This is a genomic window from Shewanella sp. BJSY2023SW001 (assembly GCF_047314685.1).
Classification (GTDB): Bacteria; Pseudomonadota; Gammaproteobacteria; order Enterobacterales; family Shewanellaceae; genus Shewanella; species Shewanella indica.
The window spans coordinates 1-23,246 of sequence record NZ_JBKORF010000063.1; the positions used below are offsets into that span (position 1 = coordinate 1).

Annotated in this window: 21 protein-coding genes; 14 read left to right on the top strand and 7 right to left on the bottom strand. The window is 49.6% G+C overall.

Annotated elements, in window-relative coordinates; translation table 11 throughout:
- Window positions 1–387: 387 nt before the first annotated feature.
- The 4 genes from ACMHXH_RS14170 (at window position 388) to ACMHXH_RS14185 (ending at window position 8,123) form a co-directional block, all read left to right on the top strand.
- Window positions 388–1,497, top strand: coding sequence for a hypothetical protein (locus ACMHXH_RS14170; RefSeq protein WP_335912603.1), 1,110 nt, complete (start codon window positions 388–390; stop codon window positions 1,495–1,497).
- Between the two features lie 426 nt (window positions 1,498–1,923).
- On the top strand, window positions 1,924–3,597 hold the full coding sequence (locus ACMHXH_RS14175) for a hypothetical protein (RefSeq protein ID WP_335912602.1): 1,674 nt from the start codon (window positions 1,924–1,926) through the stop codon (window positions 3,595–3,597).
- A 587-nt stretch (window positions 3,598–4,184) separates the two neighbouring features.
- Complete coding sequence (locus tag ACMHXH_RS14180) at window positions 4,185–5,453, top strand: serine hydrolase domain-containing protein (protein WP_335912601.1); 1,269 nt, start codon at window positions 4,185–4,187, stop codon at window positions 5,451–5,453.
- A 729-nt stretch (window positions 5,454–6,182) separates the two neighbouring features.
- Complete coding sequence (locus ACMHXH_RS14185) at window positions 6,183–8,123, top strand: multiheme c-type cytochrome (RefSeq protein ID WP_335912600.1); 1,941 nt, start codon at window positions 6,183–6,185, stop codon at window positions 8,121–8,123.
- A gap of 217 nt (window positions 8,124–8,340) precedes the next feature.
- Here ACMHXH_RS14185 and ACMHXH_RS14190 read toward each other — a convergent pair whose 3' ends face one another.
- Entirely contained in the window at window positions 8,341–9,279 is a 939-nt protein-coding gene (locus tag ACMHXH_RS14190; RefSeq protein WP_039035788.1) for a LysR family transcriptional regulator, read from the bottom strand.
- A gap of 172 nt (window positions 9,280–9,451) precedes the next feature.
- On the opposite strand from ACMHXH_RS14190, the gene ACMHXH_RS14195 reads away from it, so the two are divergent.
- Window positions 9,452–10,741, top strand: coding sequence for a DUF2254 domain-containing protein (locus ACMHXH_RS14195; RefSeq protein ID WP_215774021.1), 1,290 nt, complete (start codon window positions 9,452–9,454; stop codon window positions 10,739–10,741).
- Window positions 10,742–10,800: 59 nt separating this feature from the next.
- Window positions 10,801–11,376, top strand: a complete 576-nt coding sequence (locus tag ACMHXH_RS14200) for a hypothetical protein (protein ID WP_215774022.1) — start codon at window positions 10,801–10,803, stop codon at window positions 11,374–11,376.
- A 115-nt stretch (window positions 11,377–11,491) separates the two neighbouring features.
- Here the strand turns inward: ACMHXH_RS14200 and ACMHXH_RS14205 are convergent, their stop codons facing one another.
- Complete coding sequence (locus tag ACMHXH_RS14205; protein WP_039035791.1) at window positions 11,492–11,728, bottom strand: YdcH family protein; 237 nt, start codon at window positions 11,726–11,728, stop codon at window positions 11,492–11,494.
- Window positions 11,729–12,206: 478 nt separating this feature from the next.
- Here ACMHXH_RS14205 and ACMHXH_RS14210 point away from each other — a divergent pair, with 478 nt between their 5' ends.
- The 6 genes from ACMHXH_RS14210 (at window position 12,207) to ACMHXH_RS14235 (ending at window position 16,166) form a co-directional block, all read left to right on the top strand.
- Complete coding sequence (locus ACMHXH_RS14210; protein WP_335912598.1) at window positions 12,207–12,491, top strand: type VI secretion system PAAR protein; 285 nt, start codon at window positions 12,207–12,209, stop codon at window positions 12,489–12,491.
- A gap of 96 nt (window positions 12,492–12,587) precedes the next feature.
- Entirely contained in the window at window positions 12,588–13,169 is a 582-nt protein-coding gene (locus ACMHXH_RS14215) for a hypothetical protein (RefSeq protein ID WP_039035794.1), read from the top strand.
- 91 nt (window positions 13,170–13,260) lie between these two features.
- On the top strand, window positions 13,261–13,848 hold the full coding sequence (locus ACMHXH_RS14220; RefSeq protein ID WP_039035795.1) for a hypothetical protein: 588 nt from the start codon (window positions 13,261–13,263) through the stop codon (window positions 13,846–13,848).
- Between the two features lie 3 nt (window positions 13,849–13,851).
- Entirely contained in the window at window positions 13,852–14,934 is a 1,083-nt protein-coding gene (locus ACMHXH_RS14225; RefSeq protein ID WP_071477148.1) for a rhomboid family intramembrane serine protease, read from the top strand.
- A 240-nt stretch (window positions 14,935–15,174) separates the two neighbouring features.
- On the top strand, window positions 15,175–15,510 hold the full coding sequence (locus tag ACMHXH_RS14230; protein WP_071477149.1) for a hypothetical protein: 336 nt from the start codon (window positions 15,175–15,177) through the stop codon (window positions 15,508–15,510).
- A gap of 65 nt (window positions 15,511–15,575) precedes the next feature.
- On the top strand, window positions 15,576–16,166 hold the full coding sequence (locus tag ACMHXH_RS14235; protein ID WP_039035798.1) for a CBS domain-containing protein: 591 nt from the start codon (window positions 15,576–15,578) through the stop codon (window positions 16,164–16,166).
- A 63-nt stretch (window positions 16,167–16,229) separates the two neighbouring features.
- On the opposite strand, the gene ACMHXH_RS14240 is transcribed toward ACMHXH_RS14235, so the two are convergent.
- From ACMHXH_RS14240 to ACMHXH_RS14255, 4 genes are all read right to left on the bottom strand, one after another.
- Entirely contained in the window at window positions 16,230–17,474 is a 1,245-nt protein-coding gene (locus tag ACMHXH_RS14240; RefSeq protein ID WP_335912597.1) for an alpha/beta hydrolase, read from the bottom strand.
- 503 nt (window positions 17,475–17,977) lie between these two features.
- A complete protein-coding gene (locus tag ACMHXH_RS14245; RefSeq protein WP_039035800.1) occupies window positions 17,978–18,715 on the bottom strand; it encodes a DsbA family protein in 738 nt (245 codons plus the stop codon).
- 140 nt (window positions 18,716–18,855) lie between these two features.
- Window positions 18,856–19,497 carry a DNA-J related domain-containing protein gene (locus tag ACMHXH_RS14250; protein WP_039035818.1) on the bottom strand — a complete coding sequence of 214 codons (642 nt, stop codon included), beginning with the start codon at window positions 19,495–19,497 and terminating at the stop codon, window positions 18,856–18,858.
- Window positions 19,498–19,627: 130 nt separating this feature from the next.
- Window positions 19,628–20,281 carry an oxygen-insensitive NAD(P)H-dependent nitroreductase NfsB gene (locus ACMHXH_RS14255; RefSeq protein WP_039035801.1) on the bottom strand — a complete coding sequence of 218 codons (654 nt, stop codon included), beginning with the start codon at window positions 20,279–20,281 and terminating at the stop codon, window positions 19,628–19,630.
- Window positions 20,282–20,512: 231 nt separating this feature from the next.
- Between ACMHXH_RS14255 and ACMHXH_RS14260 the strand changes: the two genes are divergently transcribed.
- Together ACMHXH_RS14260 and ACMHXH_RS14265 are read left to right on the top strand one after the other, a co-directional pair.
- Window positions 20,513–20,875: an MbcA/ParS/Xre antitoxin family protein gene (locus ACMHXH_RS14260; RefSeq protein WP_025011540.1), complete on the top strand. Its 363-nt coding sequence runs from the start codon at window positions 20,513–20,515 to the stop codon at window positions 20,873–20,875.
- A 36-nt stretch (window positions 20,876–20,911) separates the two neighbouring features.
- Window positions 20,912–21,658, top strand: coding sequence for an RES family NAD+ phosphorylase (locus ACMHXH_RS14265; RefSeq protein ID WP_335912596.1), 747 nt, complete (start codon window positions 20,912–20,914; stop codon window positions 21,656–21,658).
- Between the two features lie 14 nt (window positions 21,659–21,672).
- On the opposite strand, the gene ACMHXH_RS14270 is transcribed toward ACMHXH_RS14265, so the two are convergent.
- Entirely contained in the window at window positions 21,673–23,238 is a 1,566-nt protein-coding gene (locus ACMHXH_RS14270) for a hypothetical protein (RefSeq protein WP_144360975.1), read from the bottom strand.
- Window positions 23,239–23,246 lie beyond the last annotated feature (8 nt).

Here is a 23,246-nt window from a genome sequence, read left to right on the forward strand (position 1 = left end):
TAAGACTGGGTATGCCTGTTCGCCAGAAAATCTCGTAAAGCAGCTGAAAGCCTAGGGGTAGTTGCGTTCAAGCGAATGATTTGATCAACAACGCCGCTTCAAAGTGCAATCCTTGTGGCGTGTTATGCCGTTCATTGTCGCCAAAGGGTAATAGTTCAGGTGTTTTTATCCAGTATCCCTGCCCGTATCTGCCGTTGAATACTGCTATAGTCTGAGTCCTCCAGGATTTTGGTTATTCCAGCGCGAATAGGGTTCAGGTCAACATAAACCATGCAGGCTAATAGGTTACATTACCCAGCATTAAAAAGGTGATTGAAGAACAATTGTTGTGGTGGTTGACTGGTGGGTTATGAGCTGGTAATGGTGGTGCTAACAAGGAGGTGTAAAGTGAAAAAAATATTTCTCTTACTGGTGGGGATTCTACCATTTTCATCAATGGCTACTCAGAACTATTTGTGCTCAAGTTGTACAAATGATGCTAGTGCACGACAGTTTGCTGTTAAAAATTTTACGCCACGTCTAAATTGTTACCCGGAAGACAGAACTCAACCCATGACACCAGATAATATGATTTGTGGCTCAACGAGAAATAACATAGCCCTGGTCAACCCCAATTCCGGTGTTGTTTATAGTTTCAGTGTAGGGCACGGCTCTGATGGGACAGCTTATAAAGCGACGACTTGGTCTTTTTCTATAACATCAGGACAAAAGGCTCTTTTGTCAGATGCCGGGCTAGCCTATGGAGCCTTAAAGAAATCAGTTGTAGAACAAAATAAAATTCGTCGAGACGAGATTGGTATTATCTCAGCTGGAATTAATCAAGTTGGATTATATGATAGTAAGCAGGATAGCAGTTCTGGTGTTTCAAGCGAGTGCTCCATAGACACAGCACTCGCTGTTATAGTTGACCCAAATAAATTAACGGATATAGAAAATAAATTAAAGTCAGATATAGTTAGCGGTACTCGTCTTTTGGAGGATATTCATGCTGTATTGAGTAAGAATGGTTCGTCAATCGATATAAATGATGTACAAGTAACTCTAAGTAATCGGCTGGGAACAGTAGGTCTTAACTATACAAGTAAAGATCCATCCTTATCACTTCAGTTCGGTTTTAGGCAGTCTGAGGGCGGTGGGTTTATGACAGATTATCTTCTATTTGACTTAAGTGCTATTAAAAATGACAACATCGCAGCTACACCAATAATTGATTTAACATTGAATGATCTTTCAGTCGTCGCTGGAGGCTATACTTTAGCACAGTTGAAGGGGAAAAATGGCCCTCTCGCTTTTACTGAACCCTGCATTCTTAGCAAGTTAAAAACACTAGGTGAAAGCGGTGACTTTAAAAACTCATCAGGTGGTCCCTCCAACTTCAGCAATGTTGGTGAAAATACCGGCGAATCTAGTGACGGCGGGTACCAAACTTGTACGGTTTATTTCTATCAGGTAGGTGCTCTAAAATACGTATTTAGAGTTCCAGTTAATGAATGTTAAATCTGATTTTTTATTTAGGCTGGCTTTTATTGCTCATAAGAGCCAGCTATCCCTATCATATTGCTTTAAAAGCTTGGGCTGCTTCTTGTCCATTGAAATAGATGATTTTTACGGAAACTCTCGTTTTCTCCATAACCGCTCCCAGCGTACCATCCGACCCTTTGAACAACCGACTAAGGCCCTTGGTTAAGCTCGCCATTGATGGAGTGTTTAAGCAGTTCAATATGGCCGCGCTTGTCATCGCAGGCACCCGGTAGAATCTGTAGAACGCAGGGGCAGGATTGATGATGTCGTTAGAGTTCAAATTTCCGCTAAGAAAGCATTGCAGAAGGCTGCTTGTAACATTTATCCTGAACCTTACTCAAATGATATCAATGCTTTACATAGATAAGTATTGAGCAAGGTTTTATACAAGGAACAAGATAAATGGAAACAGATGTGCTGGAGATTTTGCAGAACTTCCACTCTGATGGGCTTTTTGTTGCTCCCAACATACCCAGTAAGAAAGCTAAAAATGCCAGTGCATGTTATGGCATGCCTGCGTCAGTCAATATTTATGCCATAGTCGATTCTACGGTTTTTGGTTCTGCAAAAAATGGTCTGGCATTTACATCTGAAGGATTGTTTTGGAAAAATGACTGGACTACAACTTCTGCAAAAAACCAAATGTCGTGGGAAGAGTTGATAAACACCAGTCAAGAGCATGCCGTTGACGGTTCCGAGCTGTTGTTGGGGCAAGGCTGTGCTTTTGGTATGGCGGGTTCCGGGATGAAGCCCGCGGTTTTATTGAAACTATTGGAAAAACTGGCCCAAAAGATACAAGGCAATACAGGGACGACAGAAACTGCTGAAGTTTCGAATGTGGCACAAGCCAAGGTTACTCCGGTAGCAGATGCAAATAGTGAAGCTTCTGTCTGCAATACAGCTTCGGCGAGCGCTACTACTGAAAATCTTTCCTCTGAAGGCGTTACAACCGAGAGTGTTACTCCGGCAGCAGATGCAAATGGTGGCGCTTCTATCACTAATACAGCGCCGGCGAGCGTCACTGCTGAAAGCGCTGCACCGGCAAGCCTTACGCCTGAAAAGCCGCAGCAGGAATCCAGTTCCAAGCCTGCTTTTGAAGGTAGCTATCAGCGGGAATACTTGGATATAGTTAACGCTGTGGCCAAGAGGCATCGTCTATCCCAGCAAATCCAAATCGCGCCAGCTATCAAAGTCCACAAAGTCAGAAAAGTCATTGAGATATCAGAGGGTAAAATTGAACCTTACGATATCCTGATGATTGTGGATAACACTTTTATGCAAACAACCAAAGATTTTCTGGTTGTGACTCCTCACGCCATTTGGGCTAAAGGTACGCTAAGAAAGGTAGAGAGCTTTTCCTTAAGTGAAATTCGTAGTATTCGCTGTGATAAAAAAACTCTGTTTATCAATGATTATGACTTCCAGTACTTGGATCAGTTTTCTGAAAACGAAGTTTTGATATTGACGAATATGCTCGAAGAGCTAGTGGTCGCATTGCGTAAGTCTGACTCCGTATCGGATACTGACGAGCAGCTTGAATTACCTGCTGCTTTGGATACTTTGTTATCCAACATATACGAAGTGGTATTGGATGATGTTGTTTCCGGCTTGAGGGACAAGGGATACCCCGAAAACAAACAGTTGGTTACTTCGATGGCGGAATGTTGTTTTAGTACCTTTTTCATTGTTGACTCCCACTTAAAATATCGGCATCAAGATACAGCTGAATTGGTGGGGCAATACTTACTCGCTCAAACATTGTCTGGCTTATTTGCGTTAATGAGCGTAGAGCGGTTATGGCGCCGTACAGAAGTGAAATCCACCTATGTGATGATGCAATGTTCTGTGATCATTCGAACATGCCAGTACTTTGAAAGACAAGGAATAGCGTTACGGCCGAACCAAAACTGGTATTTGCAGCTTTTTCAAACTGTGATGGACGCCAATACCCTGGAACAAGGTGCAGAGTTAATTGACCAGGAGATGGGTAACCTCAGTGCCGATAGACAATTAGCCATTGATTGTGCCTTCAAGAGTGGTAAGGGGGTTAGGGAAATGTTGTGTGATGCTCTTTGACCGGTTTCAGCTGTTCTCAATAGGTGTGAGTCAAGCCTATATTAAAGTATGAAGCAGTGCATTTCAGTTTTATCCTAATGCGAAAAAGTGGTTACCAGTTAGGCGGTGGATTATTCGCCTCTTAACTGGTAGCACAGTATAAATAGACATGCCTATGTATAGCGTCGAGTTAAAGGTGGCGTCACTGCCAACAATAAAATGACGCATCCATTACTGAATGAGTCAAGACTCTAGCTGCCAGGGTACTCAATGCTAGATGCTTTTAATGATGAGTCATTGGCATCTAAGTCGATTTGGGCTCGTTCAGGTGATAAATGAATACAAAATTTAAAATTTCAGGCAGGGTAGGGCTATAAAAATGATAGTTGCCTATGTGGTATTTCTATTTGCCTGTTTTTCAAAAGTTTTTATGCTTTATTTTCCCCATTCCAAGGATTTAGCCAGCTAGGCCTCCTTCTGGAAATATTTGCCATTTCTCTCACAACAACTTGAATCCAATGCCAAAGCTGACTAGCTTTGTGTGATGCAATGGAAGGCGGGATAGTCTGGCTCGCCGGTATGCGGTAACAGATAGGGAGAGGCTGTTTATGTTCAATCGAGTGTTGAGTAGGGTGGGCTTGGAAGCGAGTTACTTTGGCGATAAGGCGGCCGTTAGTGCCAAGGGGGGTTGGGCTTATCTGCCTATCTACGCGTCTATCTTGGTCTCTGTGAGTGTGCTTAGCGCCTGCAATTCGGATTCGCAAGAGGTGGTGCTCAATCCTGTCGACACGGCCAAGATGCAGCAGACGGTGGAACAACTGGCCAAGGAGATGCTGGTGCCTGGCGCTGTGGTCATTCTGCGAACGCCCAGGGGCGATTTTAAAACCGCCTATGGGGTAACCCGTTATGGCGGCGGTGAAGCGACCGACTTTGATCAGCATGTCAGGGTGGGCTCCAATACCAAGACATGGGTCGGTACCGTGATTTTGCAGATGGTGCAACAAGGGCGATTGCAACTGAATGACACTGTCTCTATGTTTCTCAACAATGTGCCAAACGGTGAGTCGACCACTATAGAGCATTTGCTTACGATGCGCAGCGGCCTGTTCAATTACACCACAACGCTCGAGTTGAATCAGACGCTTGATGAGCAGCCAACCAAGGTGTGGACTCAGAATGAGCTACTGGCAATGAGTTTTGCCCATAGGCCAGGTTTTGCCCCCGGCAGCGCATTTGAATACTCCAATACCAATACCGTCTTGCTGGGACTGATTGCCGAGCAAATCGATGCCAAGCCGCTGGCGGCTGTGATGCAGCAGAGGTTGTTTGCTCCCTTGGGGCTTGAGCGGACTCTGTTTCCCGATATCCATTCGAATACTCTTCCCACGCCCTTGGCGCGGGGCTATATGTATGGCACCAATGTGTTGACTATGGATCCACCCTATATGCTGCCGGAAAAGATGCAACAAGAAGCCCGAGAGGGCATTCTGGCACCCATAGATCAAACCGAGGCCAATCCTTCCTGGGGCTGGGCGGCCGGCGCCGGGATCTCCACTGCCAATGAGTTGGCAACCTGGGTAGAGGCTTTGGTTGCCGGAGAACTGCTGAATGCCGATTGGCAGCGAAGGCGTCTGGATAGTGTCAGGCCGATAGATCCCGAGAATCCCAACACTGCCTATTACGGCTTGGGGATCGCCAAGTTTGGCAACCTCTATGGGCATACAGGTGAGCTGCCCGGCTATAACTCTTTTATGGGGCATGATCCTGTTAACAAGGTGACTCTGGTGGTTTGGACTAACCTGGCACCGGCTGTGGATGGCAAAGATCCGGCTACCACCATAGCGGCGGCCCTAATTAACATGCTCTATATTCCCTGAATATTGCTTATCTGCATAATGCACTGATAAGCAACCTGTAGCAGCATAGTGGTTATGATTACCTATCTGTCGGCATTGACTGAGGAAACTCTTATATCTTTTAAGGGAAATAGAGTCTGGCAAGATATTTCAAAAGGATTCGAAAATGTCCCTTGTGTATTCTTCTTTTTATTTTTCGGTGACTAATATCGTTCCTGGTAAATTGTGTTGAGCTTTTAAAAATATGCGCGAAGTCAGCATTGGCTGTAATTATCCGCCGAAGCTGGATGTTTTTTGCTGATTTTAACTTTATGTCTTATCAATATTTTGAATTTAAAGATATTTTTCGTAAGGATACTGTGTTGTTGTTTTTCGCCAACTCAAGCGTATTATGGTTTTTAAATAATTAAATCAGTATTTTAAGTGTTTTTGTGTGCAGGGCTTATGTGCCGTGCATAGGTTGTTCATTCAATGGGAACGTTGAACTTTCTGGTTGAAGCATGCTGAACTATTGTTTGCTTTTCAAACTTAAGTTTCATTTTTCTCGTTAAATCTTTATTTGGTTAATAAATATTTAGTTTAAAATTAAGTTTCAATTAATGTTCGTGTGTTGGTGGGTTGTTTTTAATGTTGATTGTATTTACTTTATTTGTCTAAATTGTGATCTTATTTACAAAGTAAATTTTTTATTTTCCTATTCTAATATTTGGTACTCATTTCGTAGTACCTCTTACGCATTAGGGGAAAATAATGAGAAAAATAAAGAAATACCAGATGGTGATGATAATTGCTGCAGCATTAGGCGTGTCGGCCTGTGGCAGTGACGGTAAGGATGGAAAACCGGGTGAGCCCGGAACCCCAGGTATTCCCGGTACGCCTGGAGAGCCGCCAGTAGTGACTACATCTGCGGTTGCCAAGGTGCTGGACTGGCACTTTGGTGATGGTCTGGTCAATGTCGAGTTTACCGTTGAAAATCAAGATGGTGTACCCGTTGAAGATTTAGACAAGGTCGAATTGTTGTCTACTGTAACCAATGCGCAGGGCTTCCTTGCCGATACAGTAACAATGACTTATTTTGCCGGAGAGTCTAATTCCAAGGGGACTTTGACTCACGAAGGTGACGGGGTTTATACCTTGTCTATGCCCCGTGAAGGCGTGACATCTGAATCAGTGGGTATAGGTTATATTCGTCCGGGTAATGGTAATAATGGTATGCCGCGTACTAAGCGGGTAATGCTGACTCAAACAGATCAATATGCCCAGGTCAGCACTACAGAAGATGCCAAATGTGTGGCGTGTCATGGTGAGTTTACTGCAGCGACAGGCAATTCCACTTGGGGATGGCACCAACACCATCACGCCTTAAATAATGATCAAGAAGTAGTAATTGTTGAAGCTTGTTTGAGTTGCCATACCCAGACAGAGAAAAAAGATGGTGGCTATGCGTTAAATACCTTGGCAATGATAGGTCACGGGAAAATGTCTGATGGCGAGGGAGGTAAGGTTTCCAAAGGTCATGCGGCTTTATGGGGGAATTACTCCATGAACATGAAGCGTTGTTCTACCTGTCATGCCGATGATGTTCAGTTCACAGCCTCCATTAATGGCTGCGTGACTTGTCACACCGGCCTGTTTGATGCCGATCGAGTTGGTAATGTTAATCATACCGGCTTTACCGATGCTTCATGCCAGACCTGTCATGGACCCGATGGTTACATGTATGCTCATAATAATGGTGCGGCGCGGGATGAAGCCCTTAACCGTTACCAATTTGAGCTAATCTCAGTACAGCGTTCTGCCGATAAGAGTCAAATTGAAGTCACGGTAAAAGCGACTGATGCCGATGGTAAATCCGTGGATATTGCTGCTATCAGCGATGCGACTCCCCGTGGTTGGGCAACTATTGTCAAACATGGTGAAGCTGTACTGCCTGGTCGTGATGAAGGCCATGTGGCACGTTCTACAGCAGGGGTAACCAACGAGGATGGTTCGTATACCTATACTATTGAACATGCCGCACCATACGAAGAGGGTGAAGTTCTGGTGGGCGGTGTCGACGGTCGAATCGCCTATGCCGATGGTAATGCACCTATTACTGTGTCCAATATCAAAGAGGTGCGTCGTACCAGCTCTGATGGCATGAAGTGCCTTAACTGCCATACCGAAGGTTTGCAGGGGCATGGTGGGCAGCGGGGGGGCTTTGATCTCGGCGGCGATGCCTGTACCCAGTGCCACAGCGCTTACAACTGGGCTCCGGGTAAACAGGGTGAAGACTATCCTATGGCTTGGGGACCTTTGGTGCACAACATGCACTTTGGTGATTACAAGGTTAAACGTGGCGTGAATGATATGCCTGCTACAGACAAGAACAAGAAGGTGGAATGTGTGGCTTGTCATACCGGTGAGATCAATCTGGAAAAGGTTGCGCCGGCAGTCGTGCTCAACGGGCTTGATGAAAACAGTGTCTATGGTATTACCGCCATTTCTGCGAACTGCGCGGCATGTCATAGCACTCCGGCCGCCAAGGCTCATATGAGTACCCAAGGTGGTGACTTTAATGTAGCCGTCACGCCATCAGCCGTTCATCAAGGCGAAAGCGCCGAATTCAATGTATTCGATCCGGCTCCGATCGTTGAATCTTGCTCCGTGTGTCATACCCCTGCGAGGATGGCTGAGGCCCATCAGTATTAACTGGTAGGATAGAGGCTAATAGGCCCGGGACAGCATCCGGAATTTTCAACTTTCCGATGACGCTGAACCGGGCCTTTTATTACTGTGACTTTTTGATCGATGTTTGAACTGTTGAAGTAATCTTGACCGTTAGAGTCAGCTACAGGTGTTTGCAGCATATGCTGAAAAAAGATAACACCGGATTTGAGCATCTTGGCGGCGTTTTCCAAACAGTTTTTTACCTTAAAGTATTGGCCGGGATTACTGTGTCGGCAATCATCTGCCTGAGCCATTTGTGGGCCGAATCCTGGTTGAAATGTTTGTGCCACAACAACACGTATGCGCCTGGCACCAGATCTATCGGCACTTCCAGCGTCGCCAGCTCAACATGTTGCAGCGCCTGGGCCGCATATTTGGCAGGTGCGCATAGTAGCAATTCGCTGTGACGGCACAGCTCAATTGCAGTAGGAAAGTCAGTGATGTTAGCGCGGATCCGTCGGGTCTTGTGATTGAGTGCCAGTACATCATCCAGCAGCCAATGTTCGATACCGCCAAAGGCTACCTGCAGATGCTCGAAGCTGAGAAAACGCTCCAGGTTCCAGTCGCCCTCAAGCGCAGGATGATCCGGCGGCAGCAGACAGATGGGCTTGTCGCGGGTCAGCTCCAGATACTCGAGTTCATCCGGTAGGCTATTGATATGCATTAGCGAGCGCGGATCCCACTCGCGGCAGCCTATGGCAAAGTCCAGCTCGCAGCGCAGCAGCTGCTCCATGGTGCCCGGGTGCCAGGTCTTGCAGTTGATATCCAGCCCGGGAGCCTGGCGCAGCAAGGAAGGCATAAAATGCGGCAGGGTGAGGGAGTAGGCGGTTTCCACCAAGTGCATACGAAACTGACGTTCACTGGCGGCGGGGTCAAACTTGTCCGGTAGCGTCAACCGCTCGGCCAACCTGAGCCATTGCTGCAGCTCTGGCCCCAGAGCCAGCGCTCTGGGAGTGGGCTTGAGACCAAAGGCGCTACGTTCAAACAGCGGGTCATTGAACAACTCCCGCAGGCGGTTGAGCTGCTTACTGACGGCCGATTGACTCAGGTGCAACCGCCTGGCCGCGCCGGTAACGCTTTGTTCTTCCAGCAGGACTTCCAATACCGGAAGCAGGTTGAGATCGACTTTCATTATTATCCTGGCCGCAGGGTAGAAGCTTAAGGGAAGGCGCTAATAGGTCCTGGTAACGCTCTGGCTTGCACTATAGGACTTGTTTGCACCTTCTCAAGTCTAACAGTTTGATCTGCCTGTCCAAAGAACAAAAGGCTGCTATTCTGGCCAGGGAGAGAGTCATCAAAGGAGTGGGATTATGCTGAGTAAATGGGGCTGGCGACTGTTGCTATTGAGCCGCAAACTCTGGATGCGCACTGTGCTGTTTGCGATTCTGGCGGTGGTTACCGCATTGCTGGCGATAGTGGTGCAGGGGGTTATTCCCCCTTCGCTGTCGGGCATGATAGGTGCAGATGCGGTGGATAAGCTGCTCAATATCCTCGCCTCCAGCATGTTGGCCGTGACCACCTTTTCCCTGAGTGTGATGATTTCAGCCTATGGCGCAGCCACCAGCAATATTTCCCCCAGAGCCACCAAACTGTTGATGGAAGACTCCACTGCCCAGCAGGCGCTGGCCACCTTTGTCGGCTCCTTTGTTTTCAGCATAGTGGGCATTATCGCCCTCAGTACCGGTGTTTATGGCGAAGAGGGGCGGGTGGTACTGTTTCTGGTGACTGTGGCAGTGGTGGTATTGATAGTGGCCACCATTCTGGTTTGGATCAATCATCTGTCCAAGCTAGGCCGGGTAGGGGAAACCACAGACAGAATTGAAAAGGCGGCCGGAGCGGCTATCCTGCGGCGCTGTGAGCATCCTTGGCTGGACGGGCAGCGCCTGGCATCAGAGGAGGAGATTCCCAAAGGGGCTTTAGCTCTCTATCCGGCCGACACAGGCTATGTGCAGCATGTGGATCTCGGCAGCATCAATCAATGGGCCGAAGATTACGGCGCCGAAGCCTATATCACGTCATTGCCAGGTGCCTTTGTCCATCAGGGACGGCCACTGCTGTGGTTGAGTTTTCAGGCCGAGGATGGCGGTGTCGATGACGCTCAGTTGCAGCCACTGCACAAGGCTTTTACCGTGGCTAATGAACGTTCTTTCGATCAAGACCCTCGCTTTGGGTTATCGGTATTGGCCGAAGTGGCATCGAGGGCCTTGTCGGCGGCGGTGAATGATCCTGGCACAGCGATAGATGTGATTGGCCGCGGAGTTAGATTGATAGCCAAATGGCAGGTGACCGATGAGCAGAATCTGCCGGCGCCGGAGGCTATTCCCTATCCCAGAGTTTGGATGCTGCCGATACGTCTTGAAGAACTGTTCGATGACTTCTTTATGCCGATCGCCCGGGATGGTGCGGCGCTGGTGGAAATTCACATTCGGCTGCAAAAAGCCTTTCAAGCCTTGTCCAACCGGGCAGAGTTTGCCGAGGTGTGTCGTAAACACTCTGAGCTGGCGCTGGCAAGAGCCGAGCAGGCACTGACGTTTGAGCCAGATGTTACACTGCTTCGGAAGCTTGCCGCCGAGCTACAGCAAGGGCCCGGTAACGGATAGCTGGCGTAGGGCTCAGCTTGCGGCTATGCTAATCGCGGACTTTTTATCAGGGAAAGATAATGAAACCTTCAAATCTATTACTTGTTGCCTCATTAGCATTGGCGGCGCCGCTGCAGGCCGCTGAAGATCCTGCCGTAGCCGAAGCTATTGAGGCCGGGTTACAGCATTACCGTAAGGGTGAATTGAGCCAGGCCAGTTCCCAGCTGGATTATGCATCAGCCCTTATCCGGCAGCAGCGGGCCGGGGAAGTGGTGGGGGTATTTCCAGAGCCATTACCTGGCTGGCAAGCAGATGAACCTTCAAGTGAAAGTGGTGGCATGATGTTGGGGGGCGGCATCAATGCCAGCCGCTACTATTATAAAGAAGACAGTGCGCGGTTGGAGATAGAGTTGGTGCTTGATTCTCCCTTGTTGCAGTCTGTGATGGCCATGCTGACCAATCCTTCAATGATTGCCATGAGCGGCGGCAAGCTGGTCAAGGTTCAGGGGCATAACGCCATGCTGAGCACAGAGTCCGGTGAGCCTGAGTTGACTGTGATAGTCAATGGCAATGCCATGTTTACCCTCTCGGGTGAAGGGGTTAAGGTCAGTGAATTACAGGCGTTTGCCAATGCTCTGCAACTGGATAAGCTCTAAGCTTTGGTGTTTTTGAATGCTGAAGTATCGGCTTGATAGGGCTCCGGCGCTTTAAGCAACACGGAGCTCTTGTTTTACAGGGAGATATCCGGGGGTGTTTGGGAGCGAGTGTTCCTCAGCGCAGTAACTGCTGGTAGAGCCAGGACTTGAGTTCGGCGCGGCGCAATGTCAGTTGGCTGAAACGTTCTTCTGCCGTGGGCACACAGTTTTCTTCCAGACCGCGGATCTCAAGGTCGAGAGCCTGATACTCTGCCGCCAATTCACTAAAGTGCGGATCGTTTTCCTTGAGTTGATGGATTTTCTGTTTGTACTCCGGAAACTCCAGGATCAGCGCATGATTTTCGCCCAACATAAGCTATCTCCTCCAATGGTGTCTGGTCGACGCAGGCTTAAGCCTTGATTCCTACTCTACCCAGTGACGCCTTGTCTGTCATCCAGAGAAAGCCGACAACTGACGCTAATCCCTGTCTTGGCTATACCGATTAACCACAATGCCGGACACGGCAAAACTGAGCTGACAGAGCTGTAGTTGGATTGGATCCCTGTATAACTGCCGCTTTAGCTTCCTTGGCTTGTAGCGGAAAGTGTGTTGTTGACTAAAAGCATTGCTAACTATGGCCTCTTTTTTGAAGTCGAAGGAATTTAAGTTTCCTGCATACATATGGCATCTATCGATACAAATGGCATAATATTCAATAAGTTAAGGCGTAAACTTCAGTGGGAAAGATGTTTGGTCAACAATATCTAATTAACGGAGACAGAGCTTGCCAGGGTGCAGCAATGGGCAGATGAATTTTGCGGACGTTAATCAAGGTATTAAGGAGTCAGTTATGGGTAATGCCGTTAAGTTGGGCGATATAGGGACAGATCATGATGGGTTTCCACCCACGCCGGTGACTTCGGCCTCTTCCACGGTCAAGGTGGATGGTATTCCGCTGGCGCGTCAGGGCGATTCATTGACCCCCCACGACAAGCCCAAACATCCGCCGCACCCTCGTACCATTGCCGCGGGTTCGGGCAGTGTTTTTATCGATGGGAAACCCGCCGCCAGAACCGGCGATGCGGTTGACTGCGGCGGTATTCTGGTGGGCGGTGGTACTGTGAATATCGGTTGAGAACAGAGGAGAAAAGCCCTTTTGGCTAGCTCGTTGCATTGCCCTTCTGTATGATGTCGACCTTAAAAACCCATTCAGTTTCATAGAGGTATTGAAATGGAAGTCAATCAAGAGTCAAGTCAGCGTCGGGGCGCCAAAAAGATCAGATTCGATAATCAGGAGTTGGTGAAAACCAGTTTTTGGGTCAGCCAGATTTTTATGATTATCGCCACGGTTGCCGGGGTTTATTTGGCGGCGCAGGAAGGTCTGTCACAGGCGATTAAGTTTGATAGCCTGACCAATATGCAGAACAATTATCATCTGCAGCACTCTCTCTATGAGGAGCTGAAAGACAATGTCAAAGTCATGACAGAGTACACTGAGCTTATCGAGAAAGAAAAACCTTATAATATCAAAGAATATCATCCAGTTATGGCAGACTTCATCTGGGAAAATATGAAGTACTCGGCCTATACCCTGGAAACCCCCAGTGATATTCTCTCCGGTGCCCGCCGTTTCTATATGGGTTCTGCTGATATTGTCGGCAAGATAGAACGTAAGTTTTATGGACCCAGCTTTGGCTCCAAACAGCTGCGAACCCTGATTGAAGAGGTGGAAACCCACACCTTACCTAAGTTAGAGCAGAGCTATAAAAAGATGGCTGATGAGCTCAAGCGCGCCGGGATCGACGTTAACTGACAACTCAGGTTGTTACTTGGGAATTGGCCGACGGATAACCAGGTTTTTCTGACTCACAATGACAGGTTAAATACCATCATCGGGAGTTGCTATGGAAAGGAAATCTGAGTCGGTATCAAACGGTCGTAAAATTCATTTTGACAATAGTGAGCTGGTTAAAACCAGCTTCTGGGTGAGCCAACTGTTTATGGTGCTGGCAACGGTTCTGGGCGTTTATTTGGCGGCGCAGCAAGGGCTGTCACAGGCGATTAAGTTTGACTCTCTGGTTAATACCCAGAATAACTATCATCTGCAGCGAGCCTTGTATGATGAAGTGCGGGATAACTTGCAGACGCTGGAAGCCTATATGGCGGACATAGATAAACAGAGACCGCTGGACTTGAAGTCATTGCATCCCCAGCTCAGTGATTTTGTTTGGCAAAACATGTATTACTCGGCCAATGCGCTGGAAACACCGGCTGAGATCCTGACCGCTATCCGCAGGTTCAGAATTGAATCTGCCCAGCTGATTGAAAAAATGGAAAAGCAAGAGTTGAGCCGTGGTGTCGGTACAACCAGGTTAAGAGCCTTGGTAGGGAAGATTTCGGCCGACACTTTGCCTAAGCTGCAACTGAATTTTCAGCGTATGGAGCTTGAGTTGCAACGTAGTGGCGTGGATGTGAATATCACAGAGGAATAATCCATGAATTTAAAATGTCCCGGGTGTTACAGCGAATCGATGCGCACCTTCGAACTATACGGTGAGCAGGTGGACAGCTGCAATCACTGTGAAGGCATTTGGTTTGATAATGGCGAGCTTAACGGCGCGCTGTCAACTGCTGACAATGGCAATGATCATGTACGCATTGAAGAGTCGCTCGGGCCTCATCTTGGGCTTTCCAAGCGGCACTGCATGCACTGTGAAGAACAGATGCACAGATACCATCTGATGGACGGCTATCAGATAGAGCTGGATGTCTGCCACAGTTGCAATGGCGTCTGGGTCGATAAAGACGAAAGGAATAAAGTGGTGCAGTCCCCAAGGTTGCAGGGACTGTTGGCGGAGTTGAATGGCAAGATCAGTGTCAAAACCTGGCTGTTTCAGTTTCTGTCGCAAATGCCGGTGGAGTTTAATCTCAAGACTCGCTCACAACCCGCCATCACCTATCTGCTGCTGGCGCTCAACATCATGATTTTTGCCGCTTATGGCACAGACTTGGATATAACTGATACCGTATTTGCCAACTTTGCCCTGCGGGCCGATGAGGTGTTGCACGGCAGTCATGTTTGGACCCTGTTCAGCCATATGTTCCTTCACGGTGATTTGATCCACCTGGCGGGCAATATGTACTTCCTTTATGTGGTTGGCGACAACCTAGAAGACGCCTTGGGGCGCATGAGATTCCTTGGGCTTTATCTGCTTTGTGGCCTGGCGGCTGCGGCGGTGCAGATCATTGCCGATCCCGGCTCCAATATCCCTATGGTGGGGGCCAGTGGCGCCATTGCCGGTCTGTTCGGTATGTATCTATTGTGGTTCCGCCATGCCAGCTTGACCTTTATGTTTGTTATCTACCAGAAGAAGTTGTCGCCTATGGCTTTCTTTGCCATCTGGCTGGTATTCAACCTGGTTGGTTTGATGATGGCCGGTGAAGGCGTGGCCTATTGGGCTCATATAGGTGGCTTTATTATGGGACTTATCCTGGGATTTGGCCTCAAATCCAGAGTGATGCAGCAAAACCCCTTGCTGGCGATGCTTAATGAGCCAGAGGTGAAGATCCGTCGCTGAGTGTCAGTTAGGTTAGCTGGTAAGGTGCGAACAAGTCACATGTGTGCTCTGCGTCGACTTATAGGCCTGGATGCAAGGCGTGGTTTGCAGCAAATGGCCAATTCCTTTGCAAGAAGCACTTCCCCTAAACCCCGGTCAGTTTTCTGAGCGGGGTTTATTTTTTACCGCTGAAAAATATTGTGCTTTTTTCCAAGGCGGTGTTATTGTCGGCAAACGGGTGTTTTGAGACTTGGATCACAGATGAGTCGAATCGAGAGATGGTTTGCATTATTGCTGGTCAGTATTTTGCTGACAGGCACTCTTGCTGCTATCCCCAAGGCCCATTCTCAGCAGGTTTCTCTGGTACCGGTTTCAGCCTCAATACCTCTGGCAGTGCAGGGGGATAATTCCCAAGACCTGTTCCTCAAGACGCTGACAGATTCTCAGGAGCCGCCGCTTCTGAAACAGAAATCTACTCATCTGGCGCCTTCGGCCGAGTTGGTACTGCGTCTGCCGTCGCTGGAGTCATTGCAATCCCATGCACTGCATGTATTTCCTCAGGCACAGACCCGCGCACCGCCATTTGCCCTCATTTGAAAACCGTCTTTCGGGTTCGCACTAATGTGAAGCCCGGCAACCCAGTTTCCAAGTGAGGTAACAACATGAAAACACTTCATCCTTTTGCGATTGCCAGCAACGACAGGCTGCAAGCCTCTGCTTTAGCCAATCAACTCAACCCTTATGACAATGCCTTAGAGGCCATGATGGACTTCAGCCATAGTGCGCGTATGGTCATCAGTGCCGATATGCCGGCGCCTGATGCCTCAGCCCTGATGCAGAGTGAACACAGCGCATTGCATTTTGTCATTAACGCCCGTCATCAAATGCTGGGTATTATCACCCAGGAGTTGTTGGCACCGGACAATCTGCTCAAGCTTGTCGACAAGGCTCATCAACCTTCCTCCTGGACGGTATTTGATTTGATGCTGCCAAGGGAGCAACTGCAGGCGCTGGCCTATGATGAGGTTGCCAGCGCCAGTGTCGCCGATGTACTGCAGAGCCTGCGTCATAGCCGCGATAACTATTTTGCTGTGGTCGATACCCAAACCCATCAGATCCGCGGGTTGTTGAGCCTGGCCGATATCAGTCACCGTTTGAATGTCGGCCAGTTGAGGGAAGACAAGGGCGGCAATCTGTTGAATATTCTGCGGCAGATAAACACCAGTCATGGCCTGGTTCAGCAGATGGCCTGATTTCGGTCCTGTTGCCAATATTGTGATTGATAAAGGCTCGGCAGATTGAGCGCGCCGGGCCTGTTACTGCAGTTCCCACCACTCCCAGCTTTCCAGTTGATAGGCTTCGGCCAGTTCCAGCGCCTTGGCATGAGCTGCTTTTGCCCCAAGGCTGTGGCCTTCAGCAGCCAGTGCCAGGCTTAGTTGTTGCTGCCAATCGGCTTGGGTAGTACCCACTTTTGAGGTCATCAGCAAGAGTTCCTTGGCCAGCTTAAACTCGCCCCGGTTGTTGAGCACTTTGGCAAAGCCGGCACTCAGCTCTGCAAGATCCTCTGGAAACTGCTTTTTGGCCAGGGCGAGCACTTCGGCCATCTTTGATTTCTGCTCACTGTAATAGAGGTACTTTCCCAAGGTGTAGGCCTGCAGCCAGTCGAAATGAAAGCCGCTCCAAAGTGTTTTCTTGGCCTCAAAGTGTGCCAGTACCGCTTCGTAATCCCCAAGCTGCAGCAAGGGGCCAACATCGGTAAAGTAACCTGGCGTCAGGCTTTCCAGCCCGGCAAGCAGCGCCGGCATAGCGGTGCTGTAGTGTGTTTCTGAGGGAAAGAAGCTGTAGTCGAAATGCCATTCGGGCGCCTGCTCATGAAGCAGCTTTCTGAATTCATCCACCCCCATGCCTTGTTCGTTGGCCAGAGAGAGAAAAAGCCTGGGGTAGGCCGATGTCTGCCTAGGCTGTTTCAGCCAAGGAGCGGTCCGCTCAAGCAGCGCCATGTTGTCGTACCAGATGCTGGGACTCATGGCGAGAAAGGCACTGAAAGGACTCTTGGATTGCAGCATCATCTGCAGGCTCAGCAAGCCACCCAGAGAATAACCGGCAAGGGCGTTGTGGCCCGAGGAGCGGTAATGTTTGTCGATATAGGGCACGAGTTCCTGTTGCAGGTGGGCGAGCATTTTGTCGCTGCCGCCAAAGTCTGCGCCCTCAGCCGATGGCCAGGTGGTGGAGTAGAGGTAGTCTTTCTGCCCCTGCATGGCGATACCCACTACTATCATGGGCGGTATCTTGCCCATTCTGGCGAGGTTGTTGACCGCAGCAGAGACATGGCGGAACTGGAAGTCGGCATCGACGATATAGAGCACGGGATAACGGCGATCACTGTCTTGGGTGGCATGGTAGCGTTCCGGCAAGGACAGCATCCAGCGCCGCTCACTTTGGTAGACCTTGGATGCCAGGGTATCACTGTAGCCATAGAGCAAAGGCTCTGGCTTGGCCTGGGCGACTGAACTTAAAAGAAGTACCGGCATTAAAACCAGCAGCGGCAGCCTGAGTTTCATGGTTCATCCTTGTTTGTTTTTTAATCTTGTACCTGAATAAACTCCTGGAGGAAAGCGGTTATAGGCACGACCACTGGCAAAGGCAAGCACAAGATGAAAGAAGAGGGAGCCATCAGGCTCCCTCTGTTACACAAGTTGTTGCTGCCATAGGTGACTTAGAGTGATTTCAAAACCTTCTCGGTAGTTTTCATAAATCTGTGTTAACTCAATCATATACGCCAGGAAGGATATTCAAATGACAAACCTACTTTTGACATGGGAGTGGCGACTTTGCAGCACAAGCGAGCAAATTTTGCTTTATACACATCTTGCGCTGATTCATTTGCAAGCCGTTATCACTTTGGGGGCAATATCCACAATTTGCATCAGATAGGCGGTTTTACTTGGGTATAAAGTCTCCCTAACTCATTGGATATACAGATTTTTTGATATGTTAAAGGCCACCCTGGGGTGGCCTTTAAATTGTTGGCGAATAGAGTGTTTTGTCGCTATAGCGTCTGATTTCAGCGGCGGCGTCTGCTGACTGCAGCGACACCGGCAAAGGCCAGGAACAACCAACCCAGGCTGCCGCCTTCATCTTGCTTGGCATCTTTTTCGGTAGCCAGGAAATTGATCAGATCGGTCAGTTCGCCCAGAGTGCGAATTTCTCCCAGGTTAACCATATATTTGTCGTTTACCACGAAGCTTGGCACGCTCTGAATGGCAAATTCATTCTGCTGTTTACGCCACAGGGCGATGACATCATTGATTTTCTTGCTGTCGGCCAAGGCATCATACTGGCTGACATCCACGCCGTTGGCGGCAAACAGTTGCTTGATATCGTCGCGGCTATTGATAGCAGAGGTGTGCTTGTGTCCAGGGGCAGAATGGTCATGGCCATGGGCTCCTTCCTCGCCCTGAATGGCGGCAAACATGGGGTGAGTCAACTTCTCTGTCGCGCCCAGCTCCTGCATGATGGCCAGAGACTTCATCACCTCAGTGCCCAGATCGCTGTTCATAAAGTCGACATGCTTATTGTCAAAGCTGACTTCTTTATTGAGACCGGCCTTGATGTCCGGCAGATACTGGGTTTCCATGCTGAAGCAGTTATGACAGTAGAAAGAGAAGAACTCGGTGAGCTTGGGTTCTTCACTGCCTTTCTTGGCTATCTGGGTATAGTGTTTACCTTCGATAAAGTCGGCGGCGTTGGCGGCCAGCGGGATCAGGGTAAGTGCCATTGCGGCAACCAGTGGCTTGAGCAAAATAATCTCCTCAGAATTGACCGGGCGCAGCGCCCTTTGCTGTCAGGTTAGTGTGACTGGCTTAATTATGACTTAAGCGTCGGTGCCTTTGGCGGTCATTTCTGTGAGCGAGGCTAAGCTTTGGCGCTTTGCCTGGTTATTCAACCTCGCAGGGCTTGCCAGGCTTCGCAGATCTGTCTGAACTTGGCGGCATCACCACCTTGCCTGTCCGGGTGCCACTTTAGCGCCAGTTTACGCCACTGGCGACGGATCTCCTTGTCACTGGCGTCGGCTTCCAGTTCCAATACCCGCAGCGCCTCTCGCTGGGCAAAACGGCCGCGTCGTACGCCAATATAATCCTGATAACTGTTCCAGAAGGACTCCAGCATCTCACGAACGACATTGACGCAGGTGTCATAGTTGTTCCAGTCGAGGTAGTAGTCTCTAAGCGCTGAGTCATCCTGTTGTAGTTGCAGCACATTGGCCGGTGGGATCCGCAGCAATATGATATCCATGGCTTCTACCTGCAGCCATTGGCCCGGCAGCAGTATGTGTTGCAGTTCATAGAGGGCATTCATCAGCAGAAAGTTGCGTTTGAACAGATCTTTCTCGGGCAGAGGATCCAAGTCGTGCATCAGTCCCTGCTGCTGTAATTCGGTGGCGAGGTGATGCACCTTCCAGGAGCGGTTGCTGCGTTTGAGCAAACCGAGAATTGGCCAGATAAGCGGGTTATCGCCCTTGAGTCGGGTCGGCTTGACTTCAGTAACGTCGGCCTGGTTCAGCGCGGGTTTGGCAAGCAGCATGGTAGCAATCATTCATCCTGAACTGACGATAAAATCTACTATGCCACAGGTGTCCGTGGGTGCAAGGTGAAAATAATGGAACCCGGCGTGGAGCCGGGTTCTGAAAGAAAAGCAGGGAAGGAGACCTCGCTTAAATTTTGGTAAACAGCTCTTCCTGAGGCAGGCGAGACTTGGGCAGCTTGGCGTTGAAGTCTGACTCGTCATGGTAGCCAAGGGCCACAACCACGCTGGCCGTCAGGCCTTGTTCTCTCAAACCCAGAACCTGATTGAGTTTGCTGGCATCGAAGCCTTCAATAGGAGTGGCATCTATGTCCAATACGCTGGCGCCCAGCAGCAGAGTACCCAGCGCCAGATAGGTTTGTTTTTCCATCCAGTGCTGCAGGTCCTTAAGTTCGAACTTGTGCATATTGGTGAAGAAAGAGCGGCCGTTGTGTTGGCCTTGTTTGGCGTTTTCGTCGGCGAAGCGGCCATCGGCCTCTTCCTGCTCAAGCAGACGCAGTAGATGGGCTTCGTCCATGTTGTTGCGGGTACAGAGCACAATCACGTGGGAAGCGTTGAGGATCTTTGGCGTGTTGAAGCCATAGTCTGCGGTAGACTCGGCAATTTTGGCTTTGCCTTCATCTGTCGCGGCCAGTACAAAGTGCCATGGCTGGGAGTTCACCGAGGAGGGGCTGAACTGCAGCAGACTCTGCAGATCTTCAATTTTATCCTGGGGGATCTTCTTGTTGGGATCAAAAGCCTTGGTGGTATAGCGCTTTTTGGCAAGGTATGTCAGATCTGTCATGTCACTGCTCCGGACAAATGAGGCTGAAATTGTTTTGGCATTCTACGATCTCTGTTGCGCTTTACAACAGTGTTTCTGCTGCAAGCTATATCAAAAATAAATTGAAAGTACGCTGGTGGGAACCACTAATTGGTGTCAGTGGGGTTGCTTTTGCATTTATATTGAGTCTTAAATTGCGTTTGCCGTGCTGGTTGGCTAATATATGGACAGGTTTATGGCGGAGCAGCAAAGATGAATACCCTAGAGAAAGCCAATGCAGCCGAGGTATTGTTCAAGGCGTTTTCCAATGCTTGCAGCGAGTTACAACTTACCCAGGCCGAGGCCAGCCGTATCATAGGCGTAAATCCCAGCACCTTGAGCCGTAACAGCGGCAAGGGGTTTAAACCCGATTCCAAGCAGGGGGAGTTGCAGTTGCAACTTATCCGTCTATATCGCTCGCTGTATGCCATAGCGGGTGGTGAAAAAGCCTTTATGCGTCACTGGCTCAACAGTCCCAACAAGGCGCTGAATGGAACCCCCAAGACTTTATTGCAAACCGTGGTTGGTCTGGTGAGTGTTAACCAATATCTGGATGCTATGAGAGGCAAGGTCTGACAGCCATAACCGGTGACAGGAGACAAACAACTGAAAATGGATTTTAGTGCGTTAGAGCCGCAGGACTTTTTTCCTCGCCACTACTTTGGCCGAGGTTATCGCCTGGTCGAGTCCCAGGAAGAAGCCGCCACCCTGAGTCTGGTGGATGATTTTGACGAACAGATGCTGCTTGAATCCCTGCTCGATGAGGTTAAACCGCCTTACCGAAGCGGGACTGAGCACTTGCATTATCTGCTCAAGACCCCGTTTCGTTATCCGCCGCTGCGCCATGGTTCGCGCTTTGGCAGTATCACAATGGAAAGCTTCTTTTATGCCAGTGAATCCTGGCAGACCTGTTTGGCCGAAGTCGCCTATTATCGTTTTGTCTTTATGGCCGATATGTTGGAGCCTTATCTGGAGCCGCTGCGCTCTGAGCATATGTTGTACTCTGTGGATATCAATGCCCGCGATTGTGCCGACCTGACGCTATTGCAGGGGAAGGAAGTGCAGCAGCAACTGACTCACAAGTCGAACTATGCCTATACCCAGGCTTTGGGGGCCTGGTTGCTGCAACAGCAGGCGCAGATGATCCGCTACACTTCGGCCAGAGCTGAAAAGGGCGTCAATTTGGCGCTGCACGATCCTTTGGTGTTGCTATCAACCGAGCCGCAGGAGTGTGAATATTGGCTCTGTCAAAGCTCCGCAGACAAGGTGGCTTTCAGTCGTCGTAATAGCCGCAGCATGCCATTGACCTGGTTTTTAAAAGACTTTTTGCGGGACGGGCAGTTGCCGCGTCCCGCCTGAGAACAGAAATTACTTCAGGATTGGGTGGTGATAAACAGCGGGTTGGAATAGAACCAGAGATCGCCGTAGTTACGCTCATTGATGTCGTTGTACCATTGCTGCACCTGCTCCCCTTCAGCCTGAGGCAGTACCTTTGAACGCAGAGGTGTGCCCTTGTTGGTCAAGCCGTTGACGTTGTAATCCAGGTTAGTACCACGCAGGCGGAAATACTGCTTACCATCGGCGATAAAGCTGAAGCTCATGTTGTAGAAACCATCGCTGTCTTTTTGCCAGTCAGCCTGGGTGAATGACTTAATCACCCGGGTGCTGTCGTTGGTTTCCTTTTGCCAGGCAGCCGTTCCCGGCTTGGCTCGCTCACCGATATCACCGGCAATCAAATCGATATGGTGTACTCCAGGATTAATGCCAGCGTAGTGTTCATTGCCGATATCGCTTTCCTTGTTATTTAGCTCAGGGCTGCGGAACCTGATATTGATAGTGACCTTGTCGCCGGCCTTGGCGCTCAAGGTTTGTCCCATAGTGATGGTTTGCTCACCGCTATTCATCTGGAAATCCAGCCCGTCGATGAGATCGCCAAATACCGCAAAGCTGTTCCCCGAGCGTAGCCCTTCAAGCAGTGCCTGGGTACCTTCACCCTCAACCCAGGTGTAATTCTTGGCATATTCGCCGGGATAATAACTGCTGGCGTAGGGTGGCCTGGTCTTGAAATGAATATCCGAGTTACCCATGTTCCAAATTCTGCGCCCTTCTCCCAGTAGCGCATCCCACCAACCGCCGACTTCGGCAACGACGGGATCGACACCGCCGTAAACACCGCTCGAGCTGTCACCATAGTCACCGCGGTTGCCACTGAACTGGCCGCCAACCATACCTTCCACCAGGAAGAAGACCTCAGGCGCGGCATCATGAAGCTCCCTGACTTCGGCTATGGTGTAGCTGTCGAGATAGCGTCTGGGATGATTGAGCATGCCGTAGCTCTGTTTGGGAAAATGTTGCTGTAGCCAGGCAAGCGCCGCTACGGCATCTGCATGGGTTTGATTCTGACGCTTGACGCCGGCGGCCTCCCAGGCGGCGAGATCTTCGGCTGTGAAATCCTCCGGCTCATTCTTGGCGCTGAAGCTGTATTCGAAGGTTTTAATCGCATCCAGAGTCTGCTGTTCATCGGCCAGGATGGCGATATTGAAGTGCTCGTGAGTCGGCATATCCCACTCAAAGCCGGAGTAAACCAACTTGCCCGGGTAGTTGGGCATCAGGCTGGCGAGTCCGGGTTTTTCGTAGCGGGTGAGGGCATCATAGAAGAGAATGCCGCCTAGGTCGTTATCGTCATTGTCCTGGCTGTTGTTGCGCATATGGTTGGTCAGGCTCATATAATCCAGGCCAAAGTCCTCGAAGCCCCACTTGAGAATATCGGCCTGGGTCTCTCTGGCATCCTGGGAAACCGCGGTGTGAACATGAAGATCGCCTTTGAGCCAGCGACCCGTTACCGGCTCCGGAGTTTGAGTGTCGTTATCTGAGTTACAGCCGGCCAGCAGGGCCAGAGACAGCAGTGACAATGCTGCGACTTGATGGGATTGACGCAAGAATAACC